This window comes from Streptomyces sp. AMJ-169, assembly GCF_055597585.1.
This window is the reverse complement of sequence record NZ_JBVLTJ010000008.1, coordinates 370,973-392,724: the sequence shown is the minus strand read 5'-3', so window position 1 is coordinate 392,724 and position 21,752 is coordinate 370,973. Positions and strand designations below refer to the sequence as shown.

18 protein-coding genes are annotated in these 21,752 nt (G+C 72.9%); 4 read left to right on the top strand and 14 right to left on the bottom strand.

Going from position 1 to position 21,752, the window contains the following annotated elements:
* Positions 1-8: 8 nt before the first annotated feature.
* Positions 9-1,667: an LCP family protein gene (locus ACYUD3_RS22135; RefSeq protein WP_470972469.1), complete on the bottom strand. Its 1,659-nt coding sequence runs from the start codon at positions 1,665-1,667 to the stop codon at positions 9-11.
* 188 nt (positions 1,668-1,855) lie between these two features.
* Here ACYUD3_RS22135 and ACYUD3_RS22130 point away from each other — a divergent pair, with 188 nt between their 5' ends.
* Positions 1,856-3,637, top strand: coding sequence for a flavin-containing monooxygenase (locus ACYUD3_RS22130; RefSeq protein WP_470972467.1), 1,782 nt, complete (start codon positions 1,856-1,858; stop codon positions 3,635-3,637).
* A gap of 54 nt (positions 3,638-3,691) precedes the next feature.
* Here ACYUD3_RS22130 and ACYUD3_RS22125 read toward each other — a convergent pair whose 3' ends face one another.
* A complete protein-coding gene (locus tag ACYUD3_RS22125) occupies positions 3,692-5,380 on the bottom strand; it encodes an amidohydrolase (protein ID WP_470972465.1) in 1,689 nt (562 codons plus the stop codon).
* Between the two features lie 92 nt (positions 5,381-5,472).
* On the opposite strand from ACYUD3_RS22125, the gene ACYUD3_RS22120 reads away from it, so the two are divergent.
* Positions 5,473-6,045, top strand: a complete 573-nt coding sequence (locus ACYUD3_RS22120; RefSeq protein WP_470972463.1) for a MarR family winged helix-turn-helix transcriptional regulator — start codon at positions 5,473-5,475, stop codon at positions 6,043-6,045.
* 8 nt (positions 6,046-6,053) lie between these two features.
* Here ACYUD3_RS22120 and ACYUD3_RS22115 read toward each other — a convergent pair whose 3' ends face one another.
* The 10 genes from ACYUD3_RS22115 to ACYUD3_RS22070 all read right to left on the bottom strand — a co-directional run bounded on the left by ACYUD3_RS22115 (position 6,054) and on the right by ACYUD3_RS22070 (position 15,978).
* Complete coding sequence (locus ACYUD3_RS22115; RefSeq protein ID WP_470972461.1) at positions 6,054-6,743, bottom strand: gamma-glutamyl-gamma-aminobutyrate hydrolase family protein; 690 nt, start codon at positions 6,741-6,743, stop codon at positions 6,054-6,056.
* A complete protein-coding gene (locus tag ACYUD3_RS22110) occupies positions 6,740-8,224 on the bottom strand; it encodes an aldehyde dehydrogenase (protein WP_470972459.1) in 1,485 nt (494 codons plus the stop codon). Before ACYUD3_RS22110 ends, ACYUD3_RS22115 begins: the two co-directional genes overlap by 4 nt.
* A gap of 10 nt (positions 8,225-8,234) precedes the next feature.
* Complete coding sequence (locus ACYUD3_RS22105; RefSeq protein ID WP_470972457.1) at positions 8,235-9,680, bottom strand: APC family permease; 1,446 nt, start codon at positions 9,678-9,680, stop codon at positions 8,235-8,237.
* A 127-nt stretch (positions 9,681-9,807) separates the two neighbouring features.
* Positions 9,808-10,419 (bottom strand): TetR/AcrR family transcriptional regulator, encoded by a 612-nt coding sequence (locus ACYUD3_RS22100; RefSeq protein ID WP_470972456.1) that lies wholly within the window; start codon positions 10,417-10,419, stop codon positions 9,808-9,810.
* Positions 10,420-10,507: 88 nt separating this feature from the next.
* On the bottom strand, positions 10,508-11,353 hold the full coding sequence (locus ACYUD3_RS22095) for a fumarylacetoacetate hydrolase family protein (RefSeq protein WP_470972454.1): 846 nt from the start codon (positions 11,351-11,353) through the stop codon (positions 10,508-10,510).
* Between the two features lie 11 nt (positions 11,354-11,364).
* Entirely contained in the window at positions 11,365-12,285 is a 921-nt protein-coding gene (locus ACYUD3_RS22090) for a 3,4-dihydroxyphenylacetate 2,3-dioxygenase (protein WP_470972452.1), read from the bottom strand.
* Positions 12,278-13,741 carry an aldehyde dehydrogenase gene (locus ACYUD3_RS22085; RefSeq protein ID WP_470972450.1) on the bottom strand — a complete coding sequence of 488 codons (1,464 nt, stop codon included), beginning with the start codon at positions 13,739-13,741 and terminating at the stop codon, positions 12,278-12,280. Before ACYUD3_RS22085 ends, ACYUD3_RS22090 begins: the two co-directional genes overlap by 8 nt.
* A gap of 14 nt (positions 13,742-13,755) precedes the next feature.
* Complete coding sequence (locus ACYUD3_RS22080; protein ID WP_470972448.1) at positions 13,756-14,565, bottom strand: acetoacetate decarboxylase family protein; 810 nt, start codon at positions 14,563-14,565, stop codon at positions 13,756-13,758.
* 29 nt (positions 14,566-14,594) lie between these two features.
* The gene (locus ACYUD3_RS22075) at positions 14,595-15,788 is read right to left on the bottom strand and encodes an NAD(P)/FAD-dependent oxidoreductase (protein ID WP_470972446.1); all 1,194 of its coding nucleotides are present in this window, start codon (positions 15,786-15,788) and stop codon (positions 14,595-14,597) included.
* Between the two features lies 1 nt (position 15,789).
* Positions 15,790-15,978 (bottom strand): ferredoxin, encoded by a 189-nt coding sequence (locus ACYUD3_RS22070; protein ID WP_470972444.1) that lies wholly within the window; start codon positions 15,976-15,978, stop codon positions 15,790-15,792.
* A gap of 217 nt (positions 15,979-16,195) precedes the next feature.
* On the opposite strand from ACYUD3_RS22070, the gene ACYUD3_RS22065 reads away from it, so the two are divergent.
* Positions 16,196-17,506, top strand: a complete 1,311-nt coding sequence (locus ACYUD3_RS22065) for a glutamine synthetase family protein (protein WP_470972533.1) — start codon at positions 16,196-16,198, stop codon at positions 17,504-17,506.
* Between the two features lie 21 nt (positions 17,507-17,527).
* Complete coding sequence (locus tag ACYUD3_RS22060) at positions 17,528-18,805, top strand: cytochrome P450 (protein WP_470972442.1); 1,278 nt, start codon at positions 17,528-17,530, stop codon at positions 18,803-18,805.
* Positions 18,806-18,843: 38 nt separating this feature from the next.
* Here the strand turns inward: ACYUD3_RS22060 and ACYUD3_RS22055 are convergent, their stop codons facing one another.
* A complete protein-coding gene (locus ACYUD3_RS22055; RefSeq protein WP_470972440.1) occupies positions 18,844-20,442 on the bottom strand; it encodes an MDR family MFS transporter in 1,599 nt (532 codons plus the stop codon).
* Between the two features lie 70 nt (positions 20,443-20,512).
* A complete protein-coding gene (locus ACYUD3_RS22050) occupies positions 20,513-21,724 on the bottom strand; it encodes a glycosyltransferase (RefSeq protein WP_470972438.1) in 1,212 nt (403 codons plus the stop codon).
* Positions 21,725-21,752 lie beyond the last annotated feature (28 nt).

The window sequence follows — 21,752 nt, the reverse complement described above, 5'->3', positions numbered from 1 at the left end:
CGATCCCCTCAGGAATCCGAGTCCGGCTTGTTCGCCGCCGCCGCGTACGCCTGGGACGGGGTCATCGCGACGCCGTTCAGGGTGACCGTCTTGAAGGTGCTGACCTTGGCGCAGGTCTTGGACTGGTCGGCGGTCTGGGCGTGGGCGTCGGAGACGGCGGCGTGGGTGTCGGCGGGGGCCGGGGAACTGGTGGCGGCGGGGTAGGCGGTGCCGGTCTGCCAGTCGGCGCCGATGACCAGGGTCAGGCCCGCGGCGGTGCCCTGTTTCAGGTCGCCGGAGGGGAGGTTCAGGGTCTTCGCGACCGTCTGGGCCTGCGCCTGCTCGCCGGGGCCGTAGGTGAGCGTCGTCGTGGCCGTCCGGCTGGGGGCGTTCGCCGTCGGGGCCGAGCCGATGCCGGCGGCGGTGAGGGCGGTGGAGAGCTGGGCCGCGCGGCCGGCGATCGACGTGCCGTTCTCGACCGTCACCGTGATCCGGGCGGGGTCGGCCGTGGGGGTCGACTTGGCGGAACCGGAGCCACCCGAGCCGCCCGAACTCCCCGAGTCCCCCGGCTTCGAACCGCTCGTCAGCGACTGGTCATTGGCGATCGCCGAGAACAGCGACTTCGCCCCCGCGCCCACCACGACCCGCTCGCTGTTGGCCGGGTCAGGAGCCGTCTGCATGGTCGTGAACGTCGTCCGGTCGGCCGGCACCTTGTCGAGGTCCGCGGCGAGGCCGACGAGTTTCGCGACGCTGCCGAGGCCGGTGTCGACGGTGAGCGCCTTGGTGGCGGCGTCGGCGAGCTTGTACACGGTCGCCGGGTCCGTCAGCGTCCCCGCGCTCTTGAACTTGCGGATCATCGCGCCGAGGTAGAGATGCTGGGCGTAGGTGCGGCCGAGGTCGCTGCCGTCGCCGAAGCCGTGCCGGGAGCGGACGAACTCCAGGGCGGCGACGCCGGTGAGGGTGTGGGTGCCCTGGGAGAGCTTCAGGTGCGAGTAGGTGTCGTACACGTTGGAGCTGACGCAGACGGGGACGCCGCCGACGGCGTCGGACATCTGGACCACGCCGGAGAAGTCGAGCTCGACGAAGTGGTCTATGGGGATGCCGGTCAGCTGGTGGACGGCGGCGACCTGGCAGGCGGGGCCGTAGCTCAGGGCGCTGTTGATCATGCCGTGGTAGCCGGCGGTGGAGGTGTGGTTCTGCGGGTCCTCGCAGGCCGGGATGTCGGTCATGGTGTCGCGGGGGATGCTCATGACGGTGGCGTTGGAGCGGTCGGCGGAGACGTGGACGACCATCTCGACGTCCGCGTTGCCGTTGCCGGACTGCACCCCGGTCTTCGAGCAGCCGCCGCCCAGTTGGCAGTCGGCGGCGCTGGTGCGGCCGTCGGAGCCCATGACGAGGATGTTGATGGGGGTGCGGCCGAAGGCGTCGGCCTTCTCCTCGCCGCCCTTGCCGTCGAGCGCGAAGCTGTGCAGGTTGCCGTTGAGGTGCACGTAGAACCACCAGCCGGCGCCCGCGGTGGTGAGCACCAGCAGGGACAGGCACAGGACGGCGGTGCGCAGGAGCCTGCGGCCACGGCTCGGGCCGCGTCCGGCCGCGCGCCGCCGGGACCGGCCGCGGACCCGGGGGCCCGGCAGGTCGCCGGGGGTGGGTTCGGCCTGGTGGCGGCGGGGCAGCTGGCTCGATTGCATGATTGCGCAATCTAACAAGGAGAGGGGGGTGTCATCACCCGGCCCGCCGGGATTCACAGGTGAGTTAGATCATGGGAACCCACCCGGCCTTCTTCCCGTCCGCCGCCGGACGGAACGGACCACCCCGGACCGCGCAACATCAACTCGCATAAGATCAGGGGAACTTCGCCGAAAGGACACTCCCCCGCATGTCCACAGAGCCGATGCCCGGCCGTTCCGCCGAGGCCCTGCGAGCCCGCTACCGGGCCGAGCGCGAGCGCCGGCTGCGCTCCGACGGCGCGGCGCGGTACCAGGACCCGGGCTCCTTCGACGGCGACCCCTACGGCGGCCCCCGCACCGATCGCGCGCCGCTGCGCGACCGGGTGGACGTCCTCGTCGTGGGCGGCGGCTTCGCCGGCCTGCTGGCCGGGGCGCGGCTGCGGCAGGCCGGGATGGAAAGCGTCCGGATCGTGGAGCGGGGCAGCGACTTCGGCGGGACCTGGTACTGGAACCGGTATCCGGGGCTGCACTGCGACATCGAGTCGTACATCTATCTGCCGCTGCTGGAGGAGGTCGGCCGCGTCCCGGAGTGGAAGTACGCGCCCGGCGAGGAGATCCGGCGGCACGCGGTGGCGGTCGGGCGGCACTTCGGGCTGTACGAGGACGCCTGCTTCCAGACTCAGGTGACCGATCTGACGTGGGACGACGACGCGGCCGAGTGGCTGGTCGGCACCGACCGGGACGATCGTGTGCGGGCCCGGCACGTCGTCCTCGCCTCCGGTATGTTCGGCCGCCCCAAACTGCCCGGCGTCCCCGGCATCGAGTCGTTCGGGGGGCGGCTGTTCCACACGGCCCACTGGGACTACGCCTACACCGGCGGTGACCAGGACGGCCGTCTGACCGGGCTGGCCGGCCAGCGGGTCGCGCTGATCGGGACGGGCGCCACGGCCGTGCAGATCGTCCCGCACCTGGCGGCCGACGCCGGGCAGGTGTACGTCTTCCAGCGCACGCCCTCGACCGTCGACGTGCGGGGCAACGCGCCGACGGACCCCGAGTGGGCGGCCTCGCTGAAGCCGGGGTGGCACCGGGAGCGGCGGCAGAACTTCCTGGACGTCCTGAGCGGGCGGCCGGTCGAGGAGGATCTGGTGGGCGACCGCTGGACGGCCGCCGCCGGGCTGCACGAGAAGGTGATCCCCACCGACCGGCTCGCCGGACTGCCGCCCGAGGAGCGGGAGCGCGGCTACGAGGAGGCCGACTTCCGCAAGATGGACGAGCTGCGGGAGCGGGTGTCGGAGCTGGTCGCGGACCCGGAGACGGCGGAGCGGCTGAAGCCCTGGTACCGGTACATGTGCAAGCGCCCCACGTTCAGCGACACCTATCTCCAGGCGTTCAACGAGCCGAACGTGACCCTCGTCGACACCGCCGACACCCACGGCGTCTCCCGCCTGACGGAAACCGCCGTGGTCGTCGGGGACACCGCCTACGACGTCGACTGCGTCATCTTCGCCACCGGCTTCGAGACCGGCGCGATCGGTGTGCTGTCCGGTTCCCCGGCGGTCACGGGCCGCGACGGGGTCTCGTTGCTGGAGGCCTGGTCGCAGGACGGCCCGCGCACCCTGCACGGCTTCTACACCCACGGCTTCCCCAACCTCTACCACCTGAGCAAGCTCCAGAAGGCGGGCCCGGCGAACTATCTGCACGGCATGGACGAGCAGTCCGTGCACGTCGCCGAGGTGATCCGGCTCGCCGAGGAGCGGGGCACGCGCCGGGTCGAGCCGACGCGGGCCGCGCAGGAGGAGTGGGTGACGACCCTGCGGAGCAAGGCGGCGGACCTGTACTCCTTCCACGCCGACTGCACACCGGGCTACTACAACAACGAGGGCCGCCCGGCCGCGCGCAGCGAGGTGTACGGCGACGGCCCGGCCGCGTTCCACGACGTGCTGCGGCGCTGGCGGGAGGAGGGCGGGGCGGAGGAGGTGCTGGGCGGGTAGACGACGATCCCTCCGGCCCGCCTCAGCGTTCACGCACACCCCCGCCAACCCCCCTCAGCGTTCATGCACGACCTCCCCGTCAAAAACCGTGAGATCCACCCCCACCTCCGTGATGTCGTGCGGGTCGATGCCGAGCAGCGGTCGGTCCAGGACGCACAGGTCGGCCGCCTTGCCCGGCTCCACGGTCCCCTTCCAGTCGTCGGCGAAGTCCTGGCGGGCCGGGTTCGCCGTGTAGGCGCGCAGGGCCTCCGGCAGGGAGACGCACTGGTCGGGGCCGCTGGGGCGGCCGGTGGCCTTGGACTCGCGCAGGAGCATGGAGGCGACGCCCTGGCGCCAGTCGGGTTCGGTGATGGGGGCGTCGGAGCTGGCGCAGACGGTGACGCCGGCCTCGAAGGCGGAGCGTACGGGGCAGTGGTACGCCGAGCGGTCGGGGCCGACGACCTCGTCCATCAGGTCGGCGACGGTCCATTTGATGCCGGGGTTCATGTTGACGCCCCAGCCGTGGGCGGCGAGCTTCTTCAGGCTCTCGGGGCCGATGAAGTCGCCGTGGATGACGTAGTGGCGGGCGTCGGGGCGGGGGCCGGCCGTCTGGGCGGCGGCGAAGGCGTCGACGACGGTGTCGATGCCGCGGTCCCCGGTGACGTGCACACCGAGCTGGTAGCCGGCCTCGTGGGCGGCGGCGATCATCTCGCGCAGCTCGCGGACCTGGAGGGCGGGGGTGGCGCCGTGCACGCAGAGGGCGCCGTGGCCGCCGTCCGGGTAGGGCTCGGTCATCCAGGCCGTGTGGTTCGGGGGGACGCCGTCGGCGAAGATCTTCACGCCGATGGCGTTGAGGAGGCGCGGGTCGGGGGAGGCGGGGCGGGCGAGGGCGGTGAGGCCGGCGCGGACCTCGGCCGCCGAGCCGCCCATGGGGGCGGGCAGCAGCAGGACGCTGACGCGGGCCTTGAGCCGGCCGGTGGCGGCGAGATCGGCGTAGGCGGTCCAGTTGTCGGTGGCGAGGCCGCCGTACAGGGAGTCGGCGCCGCCGGGGCCGAGGCCGGGTTCGGTGTAGCTGGTGATGCCCCGGGTGTGCAGTTCGTCGATGACGCTCTGGATGACGGTGCGGCGCTGGGCCTGGGTGGGGCTGGGCAGGGCCGCCTGGACCAGGCGGGCCGCGGCTTCGCGGAGGATGCCGGTGGGCGAGCCGTCGGGGTCGGTGTCGATGACTCCGCCGGGCGGGGCGGGTGTGTCCGCGTCGACCGAACAGGCTTTCAGGGCGGCCGAGTTGGCCCATACCGTGTGCTGGGAGAAGTCGGTCAGGCAGACCGGGTTGGCGGGGGCGGCCGCGTCGAGGTCGCGGCGGTGCGGGAAGCGGCCCTCGCGGCATTCGGCGAGGTAGCCGGCGTCCCAGCCGACGCCGGCGATCCACTCCCCCGGCGCGGCGTCGCGCGCGGCGCGGGCGACGGCGGCCGTGACGTCCGCGATCGAGCCGACCGCCGGGTGGCCGACGTCGAGGGTGAACGGGGGCTTCGTCAGTCCGTAGGCGGCGCCGTGCAGATGGGAGTCGTTGATGCCGGGGAGCACGGTGCGCCCGCGCAGCGCGACGACGCGGGTGCAGGATCCGGCCAGCGCCTCCACGTCGGCGGACCTGCCGACGGCGACGATCTCCCGGCCGCGTACGGCCACGGCTTCGGCGACGGTGAACTCGCGGTCCACGGTGAGGACTTGGCCGCCGGTGAGGATCAGGGTGGGGGCGTCGGTCATGCGGGGTGCTCCAGGTGGGGGTCGTACCGGGCGGGCCGGCGGGGGCGGGGGGTCCGTACACTTTGAGGCCGAACGAGTTCGAGGAGTCGACTGTGCCCGGTCAGCGGTCCATCACGGAAGCCGAGAGGCTCGCGTCCGAGAAACTTGGCGGGATTCCGGTCCGGCGGGAGCAGATGGCCGCCGTGGCGAACATCTACCGGGCCGCGGCGGCCGTGCGGCAGCATCTGGAGAACTCGGTGCTGCGGGAGTCGGAGCTGACGTGGACGGCGTTCGTCGTGCTGTGGGTGGTGTGGGTGTGGGGTGAGTCCGAGACCCGGCACGTGGCCGAGGAGGCCGGGATCTCCAAGGGGACGCTGACCGGGGTGGCGCGGACGCTGGAGTCCCGGGGGCTGCTGGCGCGCGCGGGGCATCCGGACGACGGGCGGCTGGTGCTGCTGAGCCTCACCGGCAAGGGTGAGGAGCTGATGCGGCGGGTCTTCCCGGCGTTCAACGAGGAGGAGGCCTTCGTGACCGGCCGGCTCAGCGACGCCGAGTGCCGCACGCTCGCCGAGGGGCTGCGGCGGGTCGTGCTCCAGGTCGAGGAGCACGGCGAGGAGCGGCGGCGCGCGCTGCTGGACGGGGCCGAGCCGGCGCCCCGGCGCAGTGGGCGGCGGGCCAAGGGATAGGTCAACTCCTAGGCCGCGCGCACGAGTTCGTCGAAGAGGCGCTGCTGTACGGGGTCTTCGTGCGCGGTGTCCTCCGGGTGCCACTGGACGGCCGTGAACCAGCCCCGCGCGCCGGGGAGTTCGAGTCCTTCCACGGTCCCGTCGGCCGCCGTCGCCGTCACCCGCAGCCCCTCCCCCAGCCGCGCCACCCGCTGATGGTGGTAGCAGGAAGCCGTCAACTTCTCGGCGCCCGTGAGCTGTTCGAGCCCGGTGCCGGGCAGCACGGTCACCGGGTGGACCACGTGCCGGTGGTCCTTCCCGGGCCCGCCCATGTCCTGTTCCATGCTGCCGCCCAGCGCGACGTTGACGGCCTGGAGGCCCCGGCACACGGCGAGCAGCGGGAGCCCCGACTCCAGGGCGCGCGCGGCGACTTGGAGGTCGAAGGAGTCCTGGAGGGCGTCCACGTCGTACACGCTCGCGTGGGTGTCGGTGGCGCCGTACGTGCGCGGGGACAGGTCGCCGCCGCCGGGGAGGAGGACCGCGTCGAACCTCCGTAGCCGCGCGGTGACTTCGGCCTGGGCCGGGTGGATGCTGACGGGTTCGCCGCCGGCCCGCCACACCGCCTCGACCAGGGCGCGGGCGCTGACTTCCGCGGCGTACCGCAGGGCGGAGGCGGTCGCGGCGAAGCGGGCGGGGATCGCGATCAGGGGGCGGGTCACAGCTGGATCCAGGTCGTCTTGAGGTCGGTGTACTTGTCCAGGGCGTGGGCGGACTTGTCGCGGCCGTTGCCGGACTGCTTCATCCCGCCGAAGGGGACGGTCAGGTCGCCCTCCTCGTAGCAGTTGACCCAGACCGTGCCGGCCTTCAGGGCGCGGGAGACGGTGTGCGCGGTCGTCAGGTCGGAGGTCCACAGTCCCGCCGCGAGGCCGTACTCGGTCGCGTTGGCCAGGCGGACCGCCTCGGCGGTGTCCTCGAAGGCGAGGACGGACAGGACGGGGCCGAAGATCTCCTCGCGGGCCAGCCGGGAGGCGGGGGCGACCTGGTCGAAGACGGTCGGCTGGAGGTAGCTGCCGCCGCTGCCGGCGTGGGTGCGCGAGCCGCCGGTCAGGAGCCGGGCGCCTTCGGCGAGCCCGGTGCGGACGTGGTCCTGGACCCGGCCGAGGTGCGCCTCCCCGACGAGCGCGCCCATCTCGGTCGCGGGGTCGAGGGGGTCGCCGACGCGCAGCTCCCGGGCACGGCGTACGACGGCCTCGGTGACGCGGTCGGCGACGGAGGCGTGGACCAGGAGCCGGGAGGGGGCGGTGCACATCTCGCCCTGGTTGAAGAAGATGCCCCAGGCGGCGGTGGCGGCGGCCCGGTCCAGGTCGGGGGCGTCGGGCAGGACGATGTTCGGTGACTTGCCGCCGAGTTCGAGCCAGACGCGCTTGAGGTTGGAGTCGGCGGAGTAGCGCAGGAAGTGCCGGCCGACGGCCGTGGAGCCGGTGAACGCCAGGACGTCCACCCCGGGGTGCAGGCCCAGCGCGCGCCCGGCGCCGGGTCCGTCGCCGTTGACGACGTTCAGGACGCCCGGCGGGAGCCCGGCCTCGGTCGCGGCGCGGGCCAGCAGCAGCGCGGACAGGGGCGCGTTCTCCGACGGCTTCAGGACGACCGTGCAGCCGGCCGCGAGCGCGGGGGCGATCTTCCAACTGGCCAGCGTCAGGGGGAAGTTCCAGGGGACGACGGCGCCGACCACGCCGACCGGTTCGCGGGTCACCAGGGCGAGGGCGTCGGGGGCGGTGTGCGGGGACTCGTCGGTGAGTTTGTCGGCCAGCTGGCCGTACCAGCGGAAGGTGTTGACGGCCGCGCGCAGCTCGATGTCGTGGGCCTCGGTGAACGGTTTGCCCATCTCCAGGGTGATCGCGAGGGCCAGGTTCTCCCTTTGCTGTTCGAGGAGTTCGGCGACGCGCAGGAGGGTGCGGCCCCGGTCGGCGGGTGACAGGCGGGGCCAGGGGCCGGTGTCGAAGGCGCGGCGGGCCGCGGTGACCGCGCGGTCGACCTCGGCGGTGCCCGCGTCGGCGACCTCGGCGAGGGGGCGGCCGTCGCGCGGGGAGACGGCGGTGAAGCTCGCGCCGCCGCCCGGTTCCGTGCGGCCGTCGATGTGGTGGCCGGTGGGCGGCGCGAAGTCCTTGGCGCGGGCGAGGAGTTCGTCGTGGGTCAGCATGCGGGTATCCCTAGGCGCGGCGGACGAGGCGGGCGGTGGCGGCGCCCGCGAGGAGGACGGCGGGGACGGCGAGCGCGAGCCAGAGGGCCGTCGCGCCGTCACCGCCGATGAGGGTGGCGAAGTTGGCGAGGATCACCCGGATCACGGCGGCGATGCCGAGGGCGCCGAGCGCGGGCGCGATGAGGGTGTTCCAGGGGCGGGTGTCGAGGCGTTCGCGGCGGAAGAAGACGAGGACCGACACCGAGGTCAGGAAGTACAGCAGCATGCAGGCGAGGACGCCGACGCCGCTGAACCAGGAGAAGAGGGTGAGCACCGGGTCCTTGCCGGCGAGCGCGAACGGGGTGACGAGGGCCGCCGCGACCAGGGTCTGCACGACGCCCGCCGCCCAGGGCGACTGCCGCCGGTTCAGCGACCGCAGCCGCGCCGGGAGCAGCCCTTCGCGGCTGAGGGAGAACAGGTACCGGTTGGCAGAGTTGTGGAAGGCGAGGACGCCCGCGAAGAGGGAGGTGGCCAGCAGGACGGGCAGGACGCCGGTGACCCAGCCGCCGAGCCGGGCGGCGATCGGGTCGAACACGAACACCGCCGCGTCACCGCCCGCCAGGGCGCGCTGCGCGGCGGCGGTGGCCTCGGCGGGGCCGTAGGAGGAGATCAGCATCCAGGAGACGAAGGTGAAGAAGCCGGTGATGACGGCGACGGAGAGGTAGGTCGCCCTCGGTACCGTCTTGTGCGGTTCGCGGGCCTCCTCGCCGTAGATGGCGGTGGCCTCGAAGCCGAACATGGAGGCGACGGCGAACATCAGCGCCACGCCGGGCGCCCCGTCGAGCGCCGCGCCCGGCGTGAACGTGCCGGCCGGGTCGAGGCCTTCGGGTCCGCCGCCCTGGACGAGGGTGACCAGCGCGAAGACGAGGAGGATGCCGAACTCGGCGAGCACGAACACCGCGAGGACCCGCGCGCCCAGCTCGATGCCGGCGGCGCCCAGCGCCTGGACGACCACCATCGTCACCAGCGACCAGACCCACCACGGGACGTGGAGGCCGGTGTGCTGCTGGACCAGTCCGCTCACGGTCGCGCCGTAGAGGCCGTACATCGCGGCCTGGACCGTGCAGTAGGCGAACAGGGCGACGGCAGCGCTGCCGCTGCCCGTCGTGCGGCCGAGGCCTATGCCGATGTAGGTGTAGAAGGCGCCCGCGTTCACGACGTGCCGGCCCATCGCGACGAAGCCGACCGAGAAGAGCAGGACGACCGCGCCGGCGACGGCGTACGCGGCTGGGGCGCCGGGCCCGTTGCCGATGGCCACGGCGATGGGGACGGCGCCCGCGACCCCGGTGAGCGGGGCCTGGGCGGACAGGACGAAGAAGAGGATGCCCAGGACTCCCAGGGCGTTGCGTTTGAGGCCGGCCGGAGGGCGGTCGCCCGCTCCGGCGGGGGGAGGGGCGTCGACCGTCTGACTGTCCACTCGGATCACCTACTGAGATTCGTTTAAGCCCAAACGAGTTGCCCCATCGTGGGCCTGAACTATCCATCTGACAAGGGGAGGGGAACGAGAATTTACGGCGGGGCGACAAGCGTTGACGGCGGAGCCGTCAGTCCCGCTCGGCCGGCCCGCCCAGCAGCGCCCGCAGTTCGGCGAGCGCCGCCTCGGTGTCCTCGTGGCTCGCGACGCCCGTCAGCTGGTGCAGGACGAGGCCGTCGAGGGCGGCGAAGACCAGCCGGTTGAACGCCGGGGTCGCGCCCTGCGGGCGGATGCGGTCCAGTTCGCGCTGGGAGGCGGCGAAGTACTCCTCGTACAACTCCCGTACCTGTGTGCGCAGTTCGGGGCGGCGGCGGGCTTCGAGGAGGAGTTCGTACTGGTAGGCGTGGTTGTCGGCGTCGTCCTCGATGGTGGCGGTGAGGCCGCTCGCGTAGGTCTCGGGGCGGCCGGTGCCGGGTTCCAGGAGGCTGCTGGTGAGGCTGGTGTGGACGGCGTGCGCGAGGGACTCGGCGATGAGGGCGTCGCGGGTGCCGAAGTGGTGCACGACCAGGCCGTGCGTGACGCCGGCCTCCTCGGCGACGGCCCGGTAGGTGAGGTGGCGCAGCCCGCGCCGGGCCACGACGCGCACGGCGGCCTCCAGCAGCGCCTCGCGGCCCTCCCCGTAGCCGAGCCGCTTGCGCGAGCGGGGGTCGGGGCGGCGCGGGGTGGAGGCCGGGTCCGTCATGCCCACGACCCTACCGGGCCCGCGTCCGCCCGACGGCCGTCACCCTGCCCGCCCGTCCGCACGGCGCCCCTCACCCCGCCGGGCCCCCTCACCTGCGCGGCGGCCGTATCCCCCGGTACTCCCAGTCCCCGCCGAGTGCGGTGGAGAGGACCTCCTCGGACTCGGTGGGCTGGGCTCCGAGGTCGGGGCGGACCGGGACGGGGCCGGTGACGATGTGGTTGGTGAGCCGGCCGAGACCTTCCACCTCCACCTCCACGGTGTCCCCGGGCTGTACCGGGCGGGAGCCGGCCGGGGTGCCGGACAGCAGGACGTCGCCGGGGTACAGGGTGATGGTGCGGGCGATGTCGGCGACGAGGTAGTGCATGTCCCAGGTCATCTCGTCGGTGCTACCGTCCTGGACCGCCTTGCCGTTGACGTACGTCCGCAGGCGCTTGCCGCGGAAGTCCCAGTCGGTGACGAGCCCGGGGCCGAGCGGGCAGAGGGTGTCGGAGCCCTTGACGCGGAGCATCGAACCGGCGTCGGTGTCGCGGAAGTCGTGCAGCCCGAAGTCGTTGGCGACGGTGTAACCGGCGATGTACTCACCGGCTTCGTCAGGGCCGATGTTGCGGGCCGCCTTGCCGATGACGATGGCGACCTCGCCCTCGTAGTTGAGCCACTTGCAGCCCTCGGGGCGGACGATCGCACCCCGGTGGGAGTTGAGGGCGGAGGTGGGTTTGTGGAAGTAGGTCGGGGCGTCCGGGAGGCCGATCCCGAACTCGTCGACGCGGCTGCGGTGGTTGAGGTGGACGGCGATGATTTTGGAGGGGACCACCGGAGGGAGGTGGTGCGCCTCGCCGGTCTTGGCGCGGCGGCCGTCGGGGGCCGCCAACTCGTCCCCGTCCAAGGTGACTTCGGTGGCTGCGCCGTCCAGGAGAATACGGCGGTACTCGGGCATGGCTTCGGCTCCTAGGCGCGGCGGTGGGGGTGGCGGGGTGCGGTGGCGGCGGTCCAGCCCGCCTCGGGGCGGTCGAACCAGAGGTGGACCTGTCCGGTGCCGACGGAGTTCTCGTACTCTCCGTACTGGCGGGCCTGCGCGGTGCAGGCCTGTTCGCCCAGGGCGCCGGCCAGCATCAGGTAGTGGAAGAACCTCGCCTCGGGCTTGTGCTCCCAGAAGGCGTCCATGGTGTCGAGGACCTTGTCGTGGCGGCCCTCCTTGAACCAGGCGATCCGCTCCTCGTCGGCCGCGCGGGCCTCGGGGGTGCGGATGTGCGCCGGGTCGCTGGCCTCGTGGTCGCGGATCTCGCGCAGCGGCCAGAAGGTGTGGGACAGGGCGCCGGAGGCGATGAGCAGGACGCGCCGGCCGGGGGTCGCGGCGATGCCGTCGGCGAGGGCGCGGCCGAGGCGGAGGTGGTCCTCCATGTCACCGGTCTGGCAGACGCCGATCGTCACCCACCTCTTGTCGGGCAGGCCCTCGCCGAGGAACTTCCAGAGGTTGACGGTGGCGTAGTAGACGGGCAGGTACGGGTCGTCGATCGGGGTGATCCAGGTGCCGTGCCGGTCGGCGAACTCCGCGATGTTGTGGGCGAGTTCGGGGTCGCCGGGGTAGTCGTAGGGCATCCTGCACATGCCGCGCGGGAGTTCCTCGGAGGTGAACAGGCCCGAGCGGCGGGGCTGGGCGGTGACGACGAACTCGACGGTGGTGGCCCAGTGGGAGTCCAGGACGACGACCGTGTCGTAGGAGTCCTGGTCGAAGACGTCCTCGCGGAGCCGGCGCAGGCCGGTGACGAGGGTGATCTCCTTGCCCTCGTTCAGCTCCAGGCGGGTGGCCTCGGGCAGGACGATGGTGGGGACGTGGGCGAGGAGGCCCGCCCCGGTGATCTCACCCATGGTCGGCGCATCCCTTCGGGGCGGTGACGGTGTTCTTCAGGTCGCAGTAGAAGTCGAAACTCCAGGTGCCGCCCTCGCGGCCGACGCCCGAGAGGCGGGAGCCGCCGAAGGGAGCCTGGAGGTCGCGGACGAAGAAGCAGTTCACCCAGACGGTTCCGGCGACCAATTGCGCGGTGACGCGTTCGGCGCGTTCCGGGTCGCCGGTCGCGAGGGTGGCGGCCAGTCCGAAGCGCGTGCCGTTGGCCAGGGCCACGGCCTCGTCCTCGGTGGTGAAGGTCTGGAGGGTCAGGACCGGTCCGAAGACCTCCTCCTGGACGATCTCGCTGTCCTGCGCGACGCCGGTGAGGAGGGTGGGGGCGTAGTACTGGCCGCTCTTGGGGTGACCGCCGAGCGCGGCGCGGGCGCCGGAGTCGAGCGCCCGGCGGACGAAGCCGTCGATCTTCTCCAGCTGGCGGGGGTGGATGTTGGGGCCGATGTCGGTGGCCTCGTCGCGGGGGTCGCCCTGCGTCAAGGCGCCCGCCCGGTCGAGGAAGCGCCGCACGAACTCCTGCGCCACCGACTCCTCGACCAGCAGCCGCGTCGCGGCGAGGCACACCTGTCCCGCGTTGTCGTACTGCTCCACCGCGAGGTCCGCGGCGAGGTCGAGGTCGGCGTCGGCGAAGACCAGCAGGGGGGATTTTCCGCCGAGTTCGAGGCTCAGCGGGGTGAGGTTCGCGGCGGCGGACGCGGCGATGCGGCGGGCGGTGGGCACCGAGCCGGTGAAGCTGATCCGGCGGACGTCCGGGTGCGAGGTGAGCGCGTCGCCGATCTCCGCGCCGTGGCCCTGCACGACGTTCAGGACTCCGGCGGGCAGGCCGGCCTCCGCCGCGATGTCCGCGAGGAGGGAGGCGGTGAGCGGGGACCATTCGGCGGGCTTCAGGACGACCGTGTTCCCGGCCGCCAGCGCGGGGGCCACCTTCCAGGTGGCCAGCATCAGCGGGGCGTTCCACGGCGTGATCAGCACGCAGGGTCCCGCCGGGTCCCAGCTGACGTGGTTGCGGTGGCCCCGGGTCTCGAAGTCCTCGTGGTCCAGGGTCAGCAGCCGGTCCGCGAAGAAGCGGAAGTTGTGCGCGACCCGGGGCATCACCCCGCGCCGGTGCGAGCGCAGCAGCGCGCCGTTGTCCGTGGTCTCGACGATCGCGAGTTCTTCGAGCCGCTTGTCGACCCCGTCCGCGATCGCGCGCAGAACGCGGGCGCGTTCGGCTCGCGGGGTGGCGGCCCAGGCCGGGAACGCCTCGCGGGCGGCGGCGACGGCGGCCTCCGCCTCGGCCGGGCCGCCCCGGGCGATCTCGCCGAGGGCCGCGCCGTCGATGGGCGAGTGGTCGGTGAACGTCTGCGCGGAGGCGATCCGCCGGCCGCCGATCCAGTGCCGGGTGTCGACGGTGACCCCGCCGACGGTGAGCGTGTGCTCGGTCATCTTCCCTCTCCTCGTCATTCCGTGCCGGAGGCCGCGGACGCCCGGGTCTCCAGCAGCCGGCCGCCGTCCCACACCACGCCGACCTGCCGGTAGTAGGCGGCGATCGGCTCCCGCACCTCCAGCCGGGCCAGTTCCTCGGTCGGCGCCTCGAACAGCTCCAACTCCGCTTCCCCGACCCAGGGCCCGCCCCCTTCGAAGGAGGCGGCGCCGGACTCGATCAGTTCGTCCAGGGCGGGTCCCCGGCCCTTCTCGACGGACGGCAGCCATCGGTGGTGGGCCATGGGGTGCCCGTTCACGAAGCCGTTGGTCTCGGCCGGTTCCCGCAGGGTGACGACCGTCTGCGCCAGGCGCCGGTCGGCGGCGGCGAGGGTCGCCCCGAACCGCGCCCCCGCCTCGATCCGGGGCGCAGGGCCGTACGGGTGCGGGCGGGTCTGGTGGATCGAGCCGAGCTTCTTGGGGTAGCCCTGGTGCAGTCCCCGGGCGATCGCGAAGTCCTTGTCGACCCAGATGTACACGCACCGCGAGTACGTCCGCCCCTGGTAGGAGCAGCGCACGACGGCGAACGCCTCCTTGTACTGCGCCCGCACCGGGTCGAGGAGTTCCGCCCCCTCCCCCGCGCACGACTGCCAGTCGGCCCAGATCAGCGCGACGGCCCCGGGATCGTCGTCCGCCAACTCCAGCGGTTCGGGCAGCAGTTCGCGCACCCGGGCGGGGTCGGTGCGGTACTCGACGGTGAGCAGGTCGCCCGAGTAGCGCCACGGCGGCGCCGGGATCAGCGACGACGTACCGCTCGCCGTCCTGGGCGGGAAGAAACCACGGGCCACGGGGGGCTCCTCAACACTCCGAAGGGACTTCACGAACCGAGCGCGGCGGGCTGTCTCAGCAGCTCCGCGCGGAAGCGGGCGGCGGACGCGGCGGCCTCCCGCCCGCCGAGGGCGACGACGGCGACGAGCCGCCCGCCGTGGTGGTAGCCGGCGACGACGTCCCCGGCCGGGTCCCCGTCGAGCACCCGCACGTCGTCCTTGCCGAGCGCGGGCGCCCCGAAGGACTGGAGCCGGAAGTCGTGCTGGTCGCTCCAGAAGCTGGGCAGCGGGGCGAAGGGGGCGCCGGCGGTGCCGGACAGGGTCCTGGCCGCGTGCTTGGCGGTGTCGGACGGGACGGACCAGTGCTCGACGCGCCGCGCGACGCCGTCGTAGCGGGCGTTGGGGAAGCGGGCCACGTCTCCGACCGCGACGACGTCAGGGTGGCCGCCGACCCGGAGTTGACGGTCCGTCAGGACGCCGTCGGTCAGGTCGAGTCCGTTGCCTTCGAGCCATTCGGTGTTGGCGACCGAGCCGACCGACTCCACGACGACGTCGGCCGGCAGGACGCGCCCGTCGGTCAACTCGACTCCCTCGACGCGGTGTTCACCGGTGAAGGCGGCCACCGAGGTGCCGAGCGCGAAGCGCACCCCGCGCTCTTCGTGGCGGCGCAGCAGCGCGCGTCCCAGGAGGTCGCCCAGGGGCCCGGCCATGGGCAGCGGGAGCGGGTCGACGACGGTGACCTCGGCGGCGCCGAGGCCGAGGGCGGTGGCGGCGACCTCGCAGCCGATGAAGCCCGCGCCGGCCACGACGACGCGGACGCCGGGGCGGGTCAGCTCGGCGCGCAGGGCGCGGGCGTCGTCGAGGGTGCGGACGGTGTGCCGGCCGGCGCGCGGGCCGGGGCAGCGCAGCCGCCGGGGGCGGGTGCCGGTGGCGACGACGAGGGCGTCGTAGGCGAGGTCCGTGCCGTCGTCGAGGGTGACCGTCCGGCAGGTGAGGTCGGCGGTCGTCACCTTCGTGCCCAGGCGCCATTGGGCGTCGGCGAGGGTGGCGCGGGGGCGGAAGGCGAGGGTGTCGAAGGGGACTTCGCCGGCGAGGGCCTCCTTCGACAGCGGGGGGCGGTTGTAGGGCGGGTGGGGTTCGGCGCCGACGAGGGTGAGGGGGCCGCTCCAGCCGGCGGCGCGCAGTTGTTCGGCGGTGCGCAGGCCGGCGAGGGAGGCGCCGGCGACGACGATGCGGCCGTCCACGTCAGGCCTCGACGCTGATGGCCTGGAGGGGGCAGACGTCGGCGGCTTCCTCGACGTCGGCGAGCAGGGAGGCGTCGGGGTCGCCGACGTAGGCGAGGCGGCCGGTGGCGTCCAGCGAGAAGACGTCGGGGGCCGCGAACACGCACTGGCCGTGGTCCTGGCATTTGTTCATGTCGACGACGACCTTCATGGCCGGTCCTCCTGAGGGAGCGGTTCCGGTCTCCGCCGGATCTCGTTTGGTGTCAAACAAAGTAGGCAGCGGACGCGGGCCGGTCAAGAGCTATCCGTCTGGATAAATTCTTTCCGCGAACCCCTTGCCGGAGGGCGGCCCGCTGCCTACCGTTTGGCACCAAACAACAGCTCTCGAGGAGCCAGCGGTGACTGAACTGCCAGAAGTCCACCGGCACATGGAGCGGCTCGCCGCCGACGGCATCGACGTCGTCCGGGTCGTCTATCCCGATCTCATCGGCACCGACCGGGCCCGTGACGTCCTCGTGGAGGAGCTGCCCCGGGCCGCGCACGGGCTCACCTTCTGCCGGGCCGTCTACCACACCAGCCCGCGCGGGGACGTCGTCCCGGTCGCCGGGGGCCTGGACGCCGGGCTGCCCGACATCGTCGTCCGGCCGGATCTGGGGACGGCGCTCGCGCTGCCGTGGGAGCCGGGGGTGGCCGTGTGTCTGGGCGAGGTGACCGACCCGGCGACCGGGAAGCCCGCGCCGGAGTCGCCGCGGGATCTGCTGCGGGGGGTGCTGGAGCGGTGCCGGGAACAGGGGCTCGAACCCGTCGTCGGGCCCGAGCTGGAGTACTTCCTGTGCGAGGCGGGGGCGGATGGCGACTGGGCGCGGTACGACGGGAGTCCGGGCGTCGTCTACACGGCCGGGCTGCGGGCCGACCCGGGCAATCATCTGCTGCGCACGCTGCGGGAGTTGCGGGGGCTCGGGCTCGGGGTGCTGAGCGGGAACCACGAGTTCGACGGCGGGCAGTTCGAGATCAACCTGCTGCACTCAGGGGCGCTGGACGCGGCCGACCGGGCGTTCCGGTTCAAGTCGGCCGTCAAGGAACTCGCCCGCAAGGAAGGCAAGTTGGCGACCTTCATGGCGAAGCCGTTCAACGACGCGGGCGGTTCGGGCTTCCACCTCCACCTGTCCTGCACGGACGCCGAGGGCCGCAACGCCTTCGACGACCCGGCGGGCGCGTACGGCCTGTCGGCGACCGCGCGGCACGCGCTCGCCGGGGTCCTCGCCCACGCCCCCGCGCTGGCGGCGCTGCTGAACCCGACCGTCAACTCCTACAAGCGCTTCGGCCCGGACACGCTCGCGCCCTGGCTGGTCGACTGGGGGCTCGACAACCGCAGCGCGATGGTGCGGATCCCGCCGGAGCGCGGCGCGGGGGCCCGCCTCGAACTGCGCCTCGGCGACGCGAGCGCCAACCCCTACCTCGCGGTCGCGGGCATTGTCGCCGCCGCCCTGCTGGGCATACAGGCCGCCGAGGAGCCGCCGGCCCCGCTGGAGGGGTACGGGTACGACGCCGCCAAGTCGCCCGCGCTCCCCGCCGACCTGCCGGCCGCGCTCGACGCGCTGGAGCGGGACGGCGCGCTGGGCGAGCTGCTCGGCAAGGAGTTCGTGAGCGCCTTCCTGTCCTACAAGCGCAACGAGGTCGAGCGGTTCCGGCGGTACGTCACCGACTGGGAGTTCGACGAGTACGCCTACCACCTCTGAACCTTTCATGGGAGCTGTGCCATGACGACGCAGACCGCCGCGCCCGCGCCGATGCCGCTCGCGGACGTCGACCTCGCCGACCTCGACAACTTCACGGACGGGGTGACCCCTTGGCGGATGTTCCACACGCTGCGCCATGAGGACCCGGTGCACTGGCAGCCCGAGGAGGCGCCCCACTCCGGTTTCTGGGCGGTGACCCGGCACGCCGACATCGCGCGCGTCGACCGGGACGCGGAGACGTTCACCTCGACGCGGTTCGTGAACCTGGAGGAGGTCGATGCCGGCCAGATCCGCAAACGGGCCTCGATCCTGGAGCTGGACGGGGTGCGCCACCGGGCGCTGCGCAGCGTGCTCCAGCGGCAGTTCGGCGCCGGGGTGATCGGCGGGTACACGGACTTCCTGCGCGGGCTGACCGCGCGGACCCTGGACACGGCGCTGGCGAAGGGCACCTTCGACTTCGTCGAGGAGATCTCCGCCGACTTCCCCATCAACGTCCTCGCCCGGCTCCTGGACGTGCCCCCGCAGGACAACCGGCGGCTCATCGACTGGGGCAACCGGATCATCGGCAACACCGACCCGGACTACGCGGACGTCCTGCTGGGCAGCGCGGAGAGCGAGAAGTACCGCGATCTGCCGTTCCGCTCCCCCGCCTCGCTGGAGGTCTTCGCGTACGGGCGGGAGCTGGCCCGCCAGCGGCGCGGCGGGGACGGCACCGACCTGGTGTCACGCCTGGTCAACACCGTGCCGAAGGACGGAGTGCCGCTGTCGGAGCGGGACTTCGACAACTACTTCCTGCTGCTGGTGGTGGCCGGCAACGAGACGACCCGGCACACCATCACCCACTCCATGCTGGCGCTGCTCCAGCACCCCGAACAATTGGCCCGGTTGAAGGACGACCCCGCGCTGATCCCGTCGGCCGTCGAGGAGTTCCTGCGCTGGGCGTCCCCCGTCTACCACTTCCGGCGCACGGCGACCCGGGACGTGGAGCTGGGCGGCAAGCGGATCAAGGAGGGCGACAAGGTCGTCATGTGGTACGCCTCCGGCAACCGGGACGAGGAGGTCTTCGGCAACCCCTACGACTTCGACGTCAGCCGCGCGCACAACGACCATGTCACCTTCGGCAAGGGCAGCCCTCACCTGTGCCTGGGCAACCTCCTCGCGCGCACCGAGATCCGCATCATGTTCGAGGAGCTGGTCCCGAGGATCGCGGACATCCGGCTGGCCGGGGAGGTGCCCCGGGTGCGGTCGAACTTCGTGAACGGGATCAAGCGGCTGCCGGTGGAGGTGACGCCGGCCTGAGCTTCCTCAGACGCCCCACCTGAGCCTCCGGATTCGCTTCACTCCGCCGACAGCCTGCTGTCCGGCACCCGCCACGCGGCGATGACGAACGCGAGGACGCTCACCGCCGCCCCGGTCAGGAACACCACCTGCATCGCGCCGACGTACCCCTCCAGGAAGGGGTGGGCGACCTGGGCGTCGAGGGTGCGCAGGAACGCCGAGTCCTCCAGGTTCACCGACCCGTCGGGGCGCACCACCCCGTCCAGGGCGGCGGAGTTGGGGGGCTGGGCCGCCGCCGCGCGGTAGGCGGGGTCGGTCATCGCGGTCGTCAGGGCGTCGGATATCCGGGTGCCGGCCAGGGAGAAGAGGATGGAGAGGAAGGCGGCGGCGCCGACGGTGCCGCCGTTGGAGCGGAAGAAGTTGACGGAGGCCGTGGCCGCGCCCATGTCGGAGCGCGGTATCTCGGACTGGGCGAGGGTGGTGATGGTCTGCATGGCGGCGCCGAGGCCCGCGCCCATGAAGAGCATGCCGATGCTGACGTACCACAGCGGGCTGTCCGCTTTGAGGGTCGCGAAGACCGCCATGGCCACCGCCAACGAGCCTATGCCGCCCACCAGTTGGGCCTTGAACCGGCCGGTGCGCGCCATCGCCCGGCCGACCAGCATGGTCACGGTCACGTTCGCGGCGACCGTCGGCAGCGTGGCGAGGCCCGCTTCGACGGGCGTCATGCCCTTGGCGAGCTGGAGGTAGAGCGGCAGGGTCGTCATCGCGCCGAACATGGAGATGCCCACGACGAAGTGGAGCACCGAGCCGAGCCGGAACGCGCGGATGCGGAACAGGCGGATCGGCAGCAGCGCGGCGTCGCCCATGCGCCGTTCGACGAGGACGAACAGCGCGATGCCGGCGGCGCCGACGGCGTAGGCGGCCAGCGCGCGGGGCGAGCCCCAGCCCCAGGTACGGCCCTGTTCGGCGACGACCAGCAGCGGCACGATGCCGACGGCCAGGGCGAGGGCCCCGCCGTAGTCGAGGCGGTGGCGCACCGGCTGGTGCGGGACGTGCAGGACGCGCAGGATGACGAGGACGGCGAGAAGCGCGAGGGGGACGTTGAGGAGGAAGATCCAGCGCCAGCCGGCGACGCCGAACAGCGCGGACTGGCCGGCGAGGACACCGCCGACGAGGGGTCCTGCGATGCTGGCGCCGGCGAACACGGCGGTGATGTAGCCCTGGTAGCGGCCTCGTTCGCGGGGTGAGGTGAGGTCGGCGATGATCGTCATGGCGAGGGACATGAGTCCGCCGCCGCCGAGGCCCTGCACCGCGCGGAAGGCGGCCAGTTCGTAGAGGGACGTGGCGAATCCGCAGAGCAGGGAGCCGGCCGCGAACAGGACGATCGCGGCGAGGTAGACGGGCCGGCGGCCGTAGATGTCGGAGAGCTTGCCGTACAGCGGGGTGGCGATGGTGCCGGTGACGAGGTAGGCGGTGGTCACCCAGGCCTGGGCGGTGAGGCCGTGCAGGTCGTCGGCGATGGTGCGCAGGGCGGAGGAGACGACGGTCTGGTCGAGGGCGGCGAGGAACATGCCGAGCATGAGTCCGCTGAGGACGGTGACGATCTGGCGGTGTTCCAGCCGGGCGGGGGGCGCGGTGTCCGGCGCGGCGGTCATGGGGAGCCTTTTCGGGGAGGGGCCCGGAGCTGGTCGGCTCCGGGCCCGGGGTGGGGGGTGCGGGGTGTGCTCAGACGCCGGCGAGCTTCTCCAGGTCAGCGACGGCCGCGCCGATCTCGGGGAGGGCCAGCATCGCCAGCCGCGCCTCGCGGGCCTTCGCCTGGATCGCGGGGTCGGTGAGGGTCGCGCGGAGGGTGGCGGCGATGGCCTCGGGGGCGGGGTCGGTGATCTCGCGGCCGAGGCCGAGTTCCTCGACCCGGCGGGCGTTGGCGGGCTGGTCGCCGAACTGGGGCAGGACGGCCATGGGGGTGGCCGTGCGCAGCGATTCGCGGATGCTGTTGAAGCCGCCGTGGGTGAGGAAGACGTCGACGGCCTCCAGCAGCAGGGGCTGCGGGACGCGGTCGGTGACGTGGACGTGGCCGGGCAGTCCGGTGGTGTCGGCGGGCAGGCCGAGGGTGGGGACGACGACCGTGCAGTCGTCGAGCAGGGACAGCGCCTGGAGCATCGTCCGCAGGGTCTCGGCGGGGTCCGGCACGGGCATGGGGAAGGCGGCCGGGTCGGTGGCGCGTACGTCGCGCAGGACGGGCAGCGCGGTGCCGAGGGCGGCGAGGACCAGGGGGCGGTCGGTGGGCAGGGCCGCGATCCAGTCGGGCAGGACCGCGTTGTGGTCGACGGAGACGGTCTGGCGGTAGGCCAGGGAGGGGGGCAGGTACTGGGCGAAGGAGAAGGCGCGGGGGACGTAGTCGACGCGGCCGTGGGGGACGATCGAGAGGGGGTCGGTCTGGGCGGGCAGGCCGTGTTCGGCGCGCAGGGCGTTGAGTCCGGCCAGGGTGTGGGCGGGGTCGACGATGTTGCTGCTGCCGGAGGGGGTGAGCAGCTGGGGGATGCCGAGGAGTTCGGCGACGAGGACGGAGCTGAGGTCCATGCCGTCGCGCAGGATGAGGTCGGGCGCGAACTCGCGGGCGGTGGGCAGGACGCGGGCCATGAGGTGGCGGGCCATGCCGTCGGCCATGCTCCGGGGCAGGGCGAGCATGAGGGCGTCGTCGGTGAGTTCGCCGCTCTCGTCGCGGAACTCGTCGAGGAGTTCGGGGGACATGAAGGTCTGCGGGGAGAGTTCGTCGAGGCGGGCGGCGACCCGGACGTCGTCGTCGGCGAAGACGGTGGCCGTGACCGGGGTGGTGAGCGCGAGGACCTCGTGGCCGGCCGCCGCGAGCGCGCGGGCCAGCGGTAACTGGGCGCGGCCGTGGGAGGGGCTGCCGAGGGTGGTGATCAGTACGCGCACGTCGGGCCTTTCGTGGGGGGTGAGGGGG

Bases quoted from the DNA above. Each gene is read 5' to 3' on its own strand.
- ACYUD3_RS22135 (WP_470972469.1), bottom strand. From the start codon at position 1,667: ATGCAATCGAGCCAGCTGCCCCGCCGCCACCAGGCCGAACCCACCCCC.
- ACYUD3_RS22130 (WP_470972467.1), top strand. From the start codon at position 1,856: ATGTCCACAGAGCCGATGCCCGGCCGTTCCGCCGAGGCCCTGCGAGCC.
- ACYUD3_RS22125 (WP_470972465.1), bottom strand. From the start codon at position 5,380: ATGACCGACGCCCCCACCCTGATCCTCACCGGCGGCCAAGTCCTCACC.
- ACYUD3_RS22110 (WP_470972459.1), bottom strand. From the start codon at position 8,224: ATGCTGACCCACGACGAACTCCTCGCCCGCGCCAAGGACTTCGCGCCG.
- ACYUD3_RS22100 (WP_470972456.1), bottom strand. From the start codon at position 10,419: ATGACGGACCCGGCCTCCACCCCGCGCCGCCCCGACCCCCGCTCGCGC.
- ACYUD3_RS22095 (WP_470972454.1), bottom strand. From the start codon at position 11,353: ATGCCCGAGTACCGCCGTATTCTCCTGGACGGCGCAGCCACCGAAGTC.
- ACYUD3_RS22090 (WP_470972452.1), bottom strand. From the start codon at position 12,285: ATGGGTGAGATCACCGGGGCGGGCCTCCTCGCCCACGTCCCCACCATC.
- ACYUD3_RS22085 (WP_470972450.1), bottom strand. From the start codon at position 13,741: ATGACCGAGCACACGCTCACCGTCGGCGGGGTCACCGTCGACACCCGG.
- ACYUD3_RS22070 (WP_470972444.1), bottom strand. From the start codon at position 15,978: ATGAAGGTCGTCGTCGACATGAACAAATGCCAGGACCACGGCCAGTGC.
- ACYUD3_RS22065 (WP_470972533.1), top strand. From the start codon at position 16,196: ATGGAGCGGCTCGCCGCCGACGGCATCGACGTCGTCCGGGTCGTCTAT.
- ACYUD3_RS22060 (WP_470972442.1), top strand. From the start codon at position 17,528: ATGACGACGCAGACCGCCGCGCCCGCGCCGATGCCGCTCGCGGACGTC.
- ACYUD3_RS22055 (WP_470972440.1), bottom strand. From the start codon at position 20,442: ATGACCGCCGCGCCGGACACCGCGCCCCCCGCCCGGCTGGAACACCGC.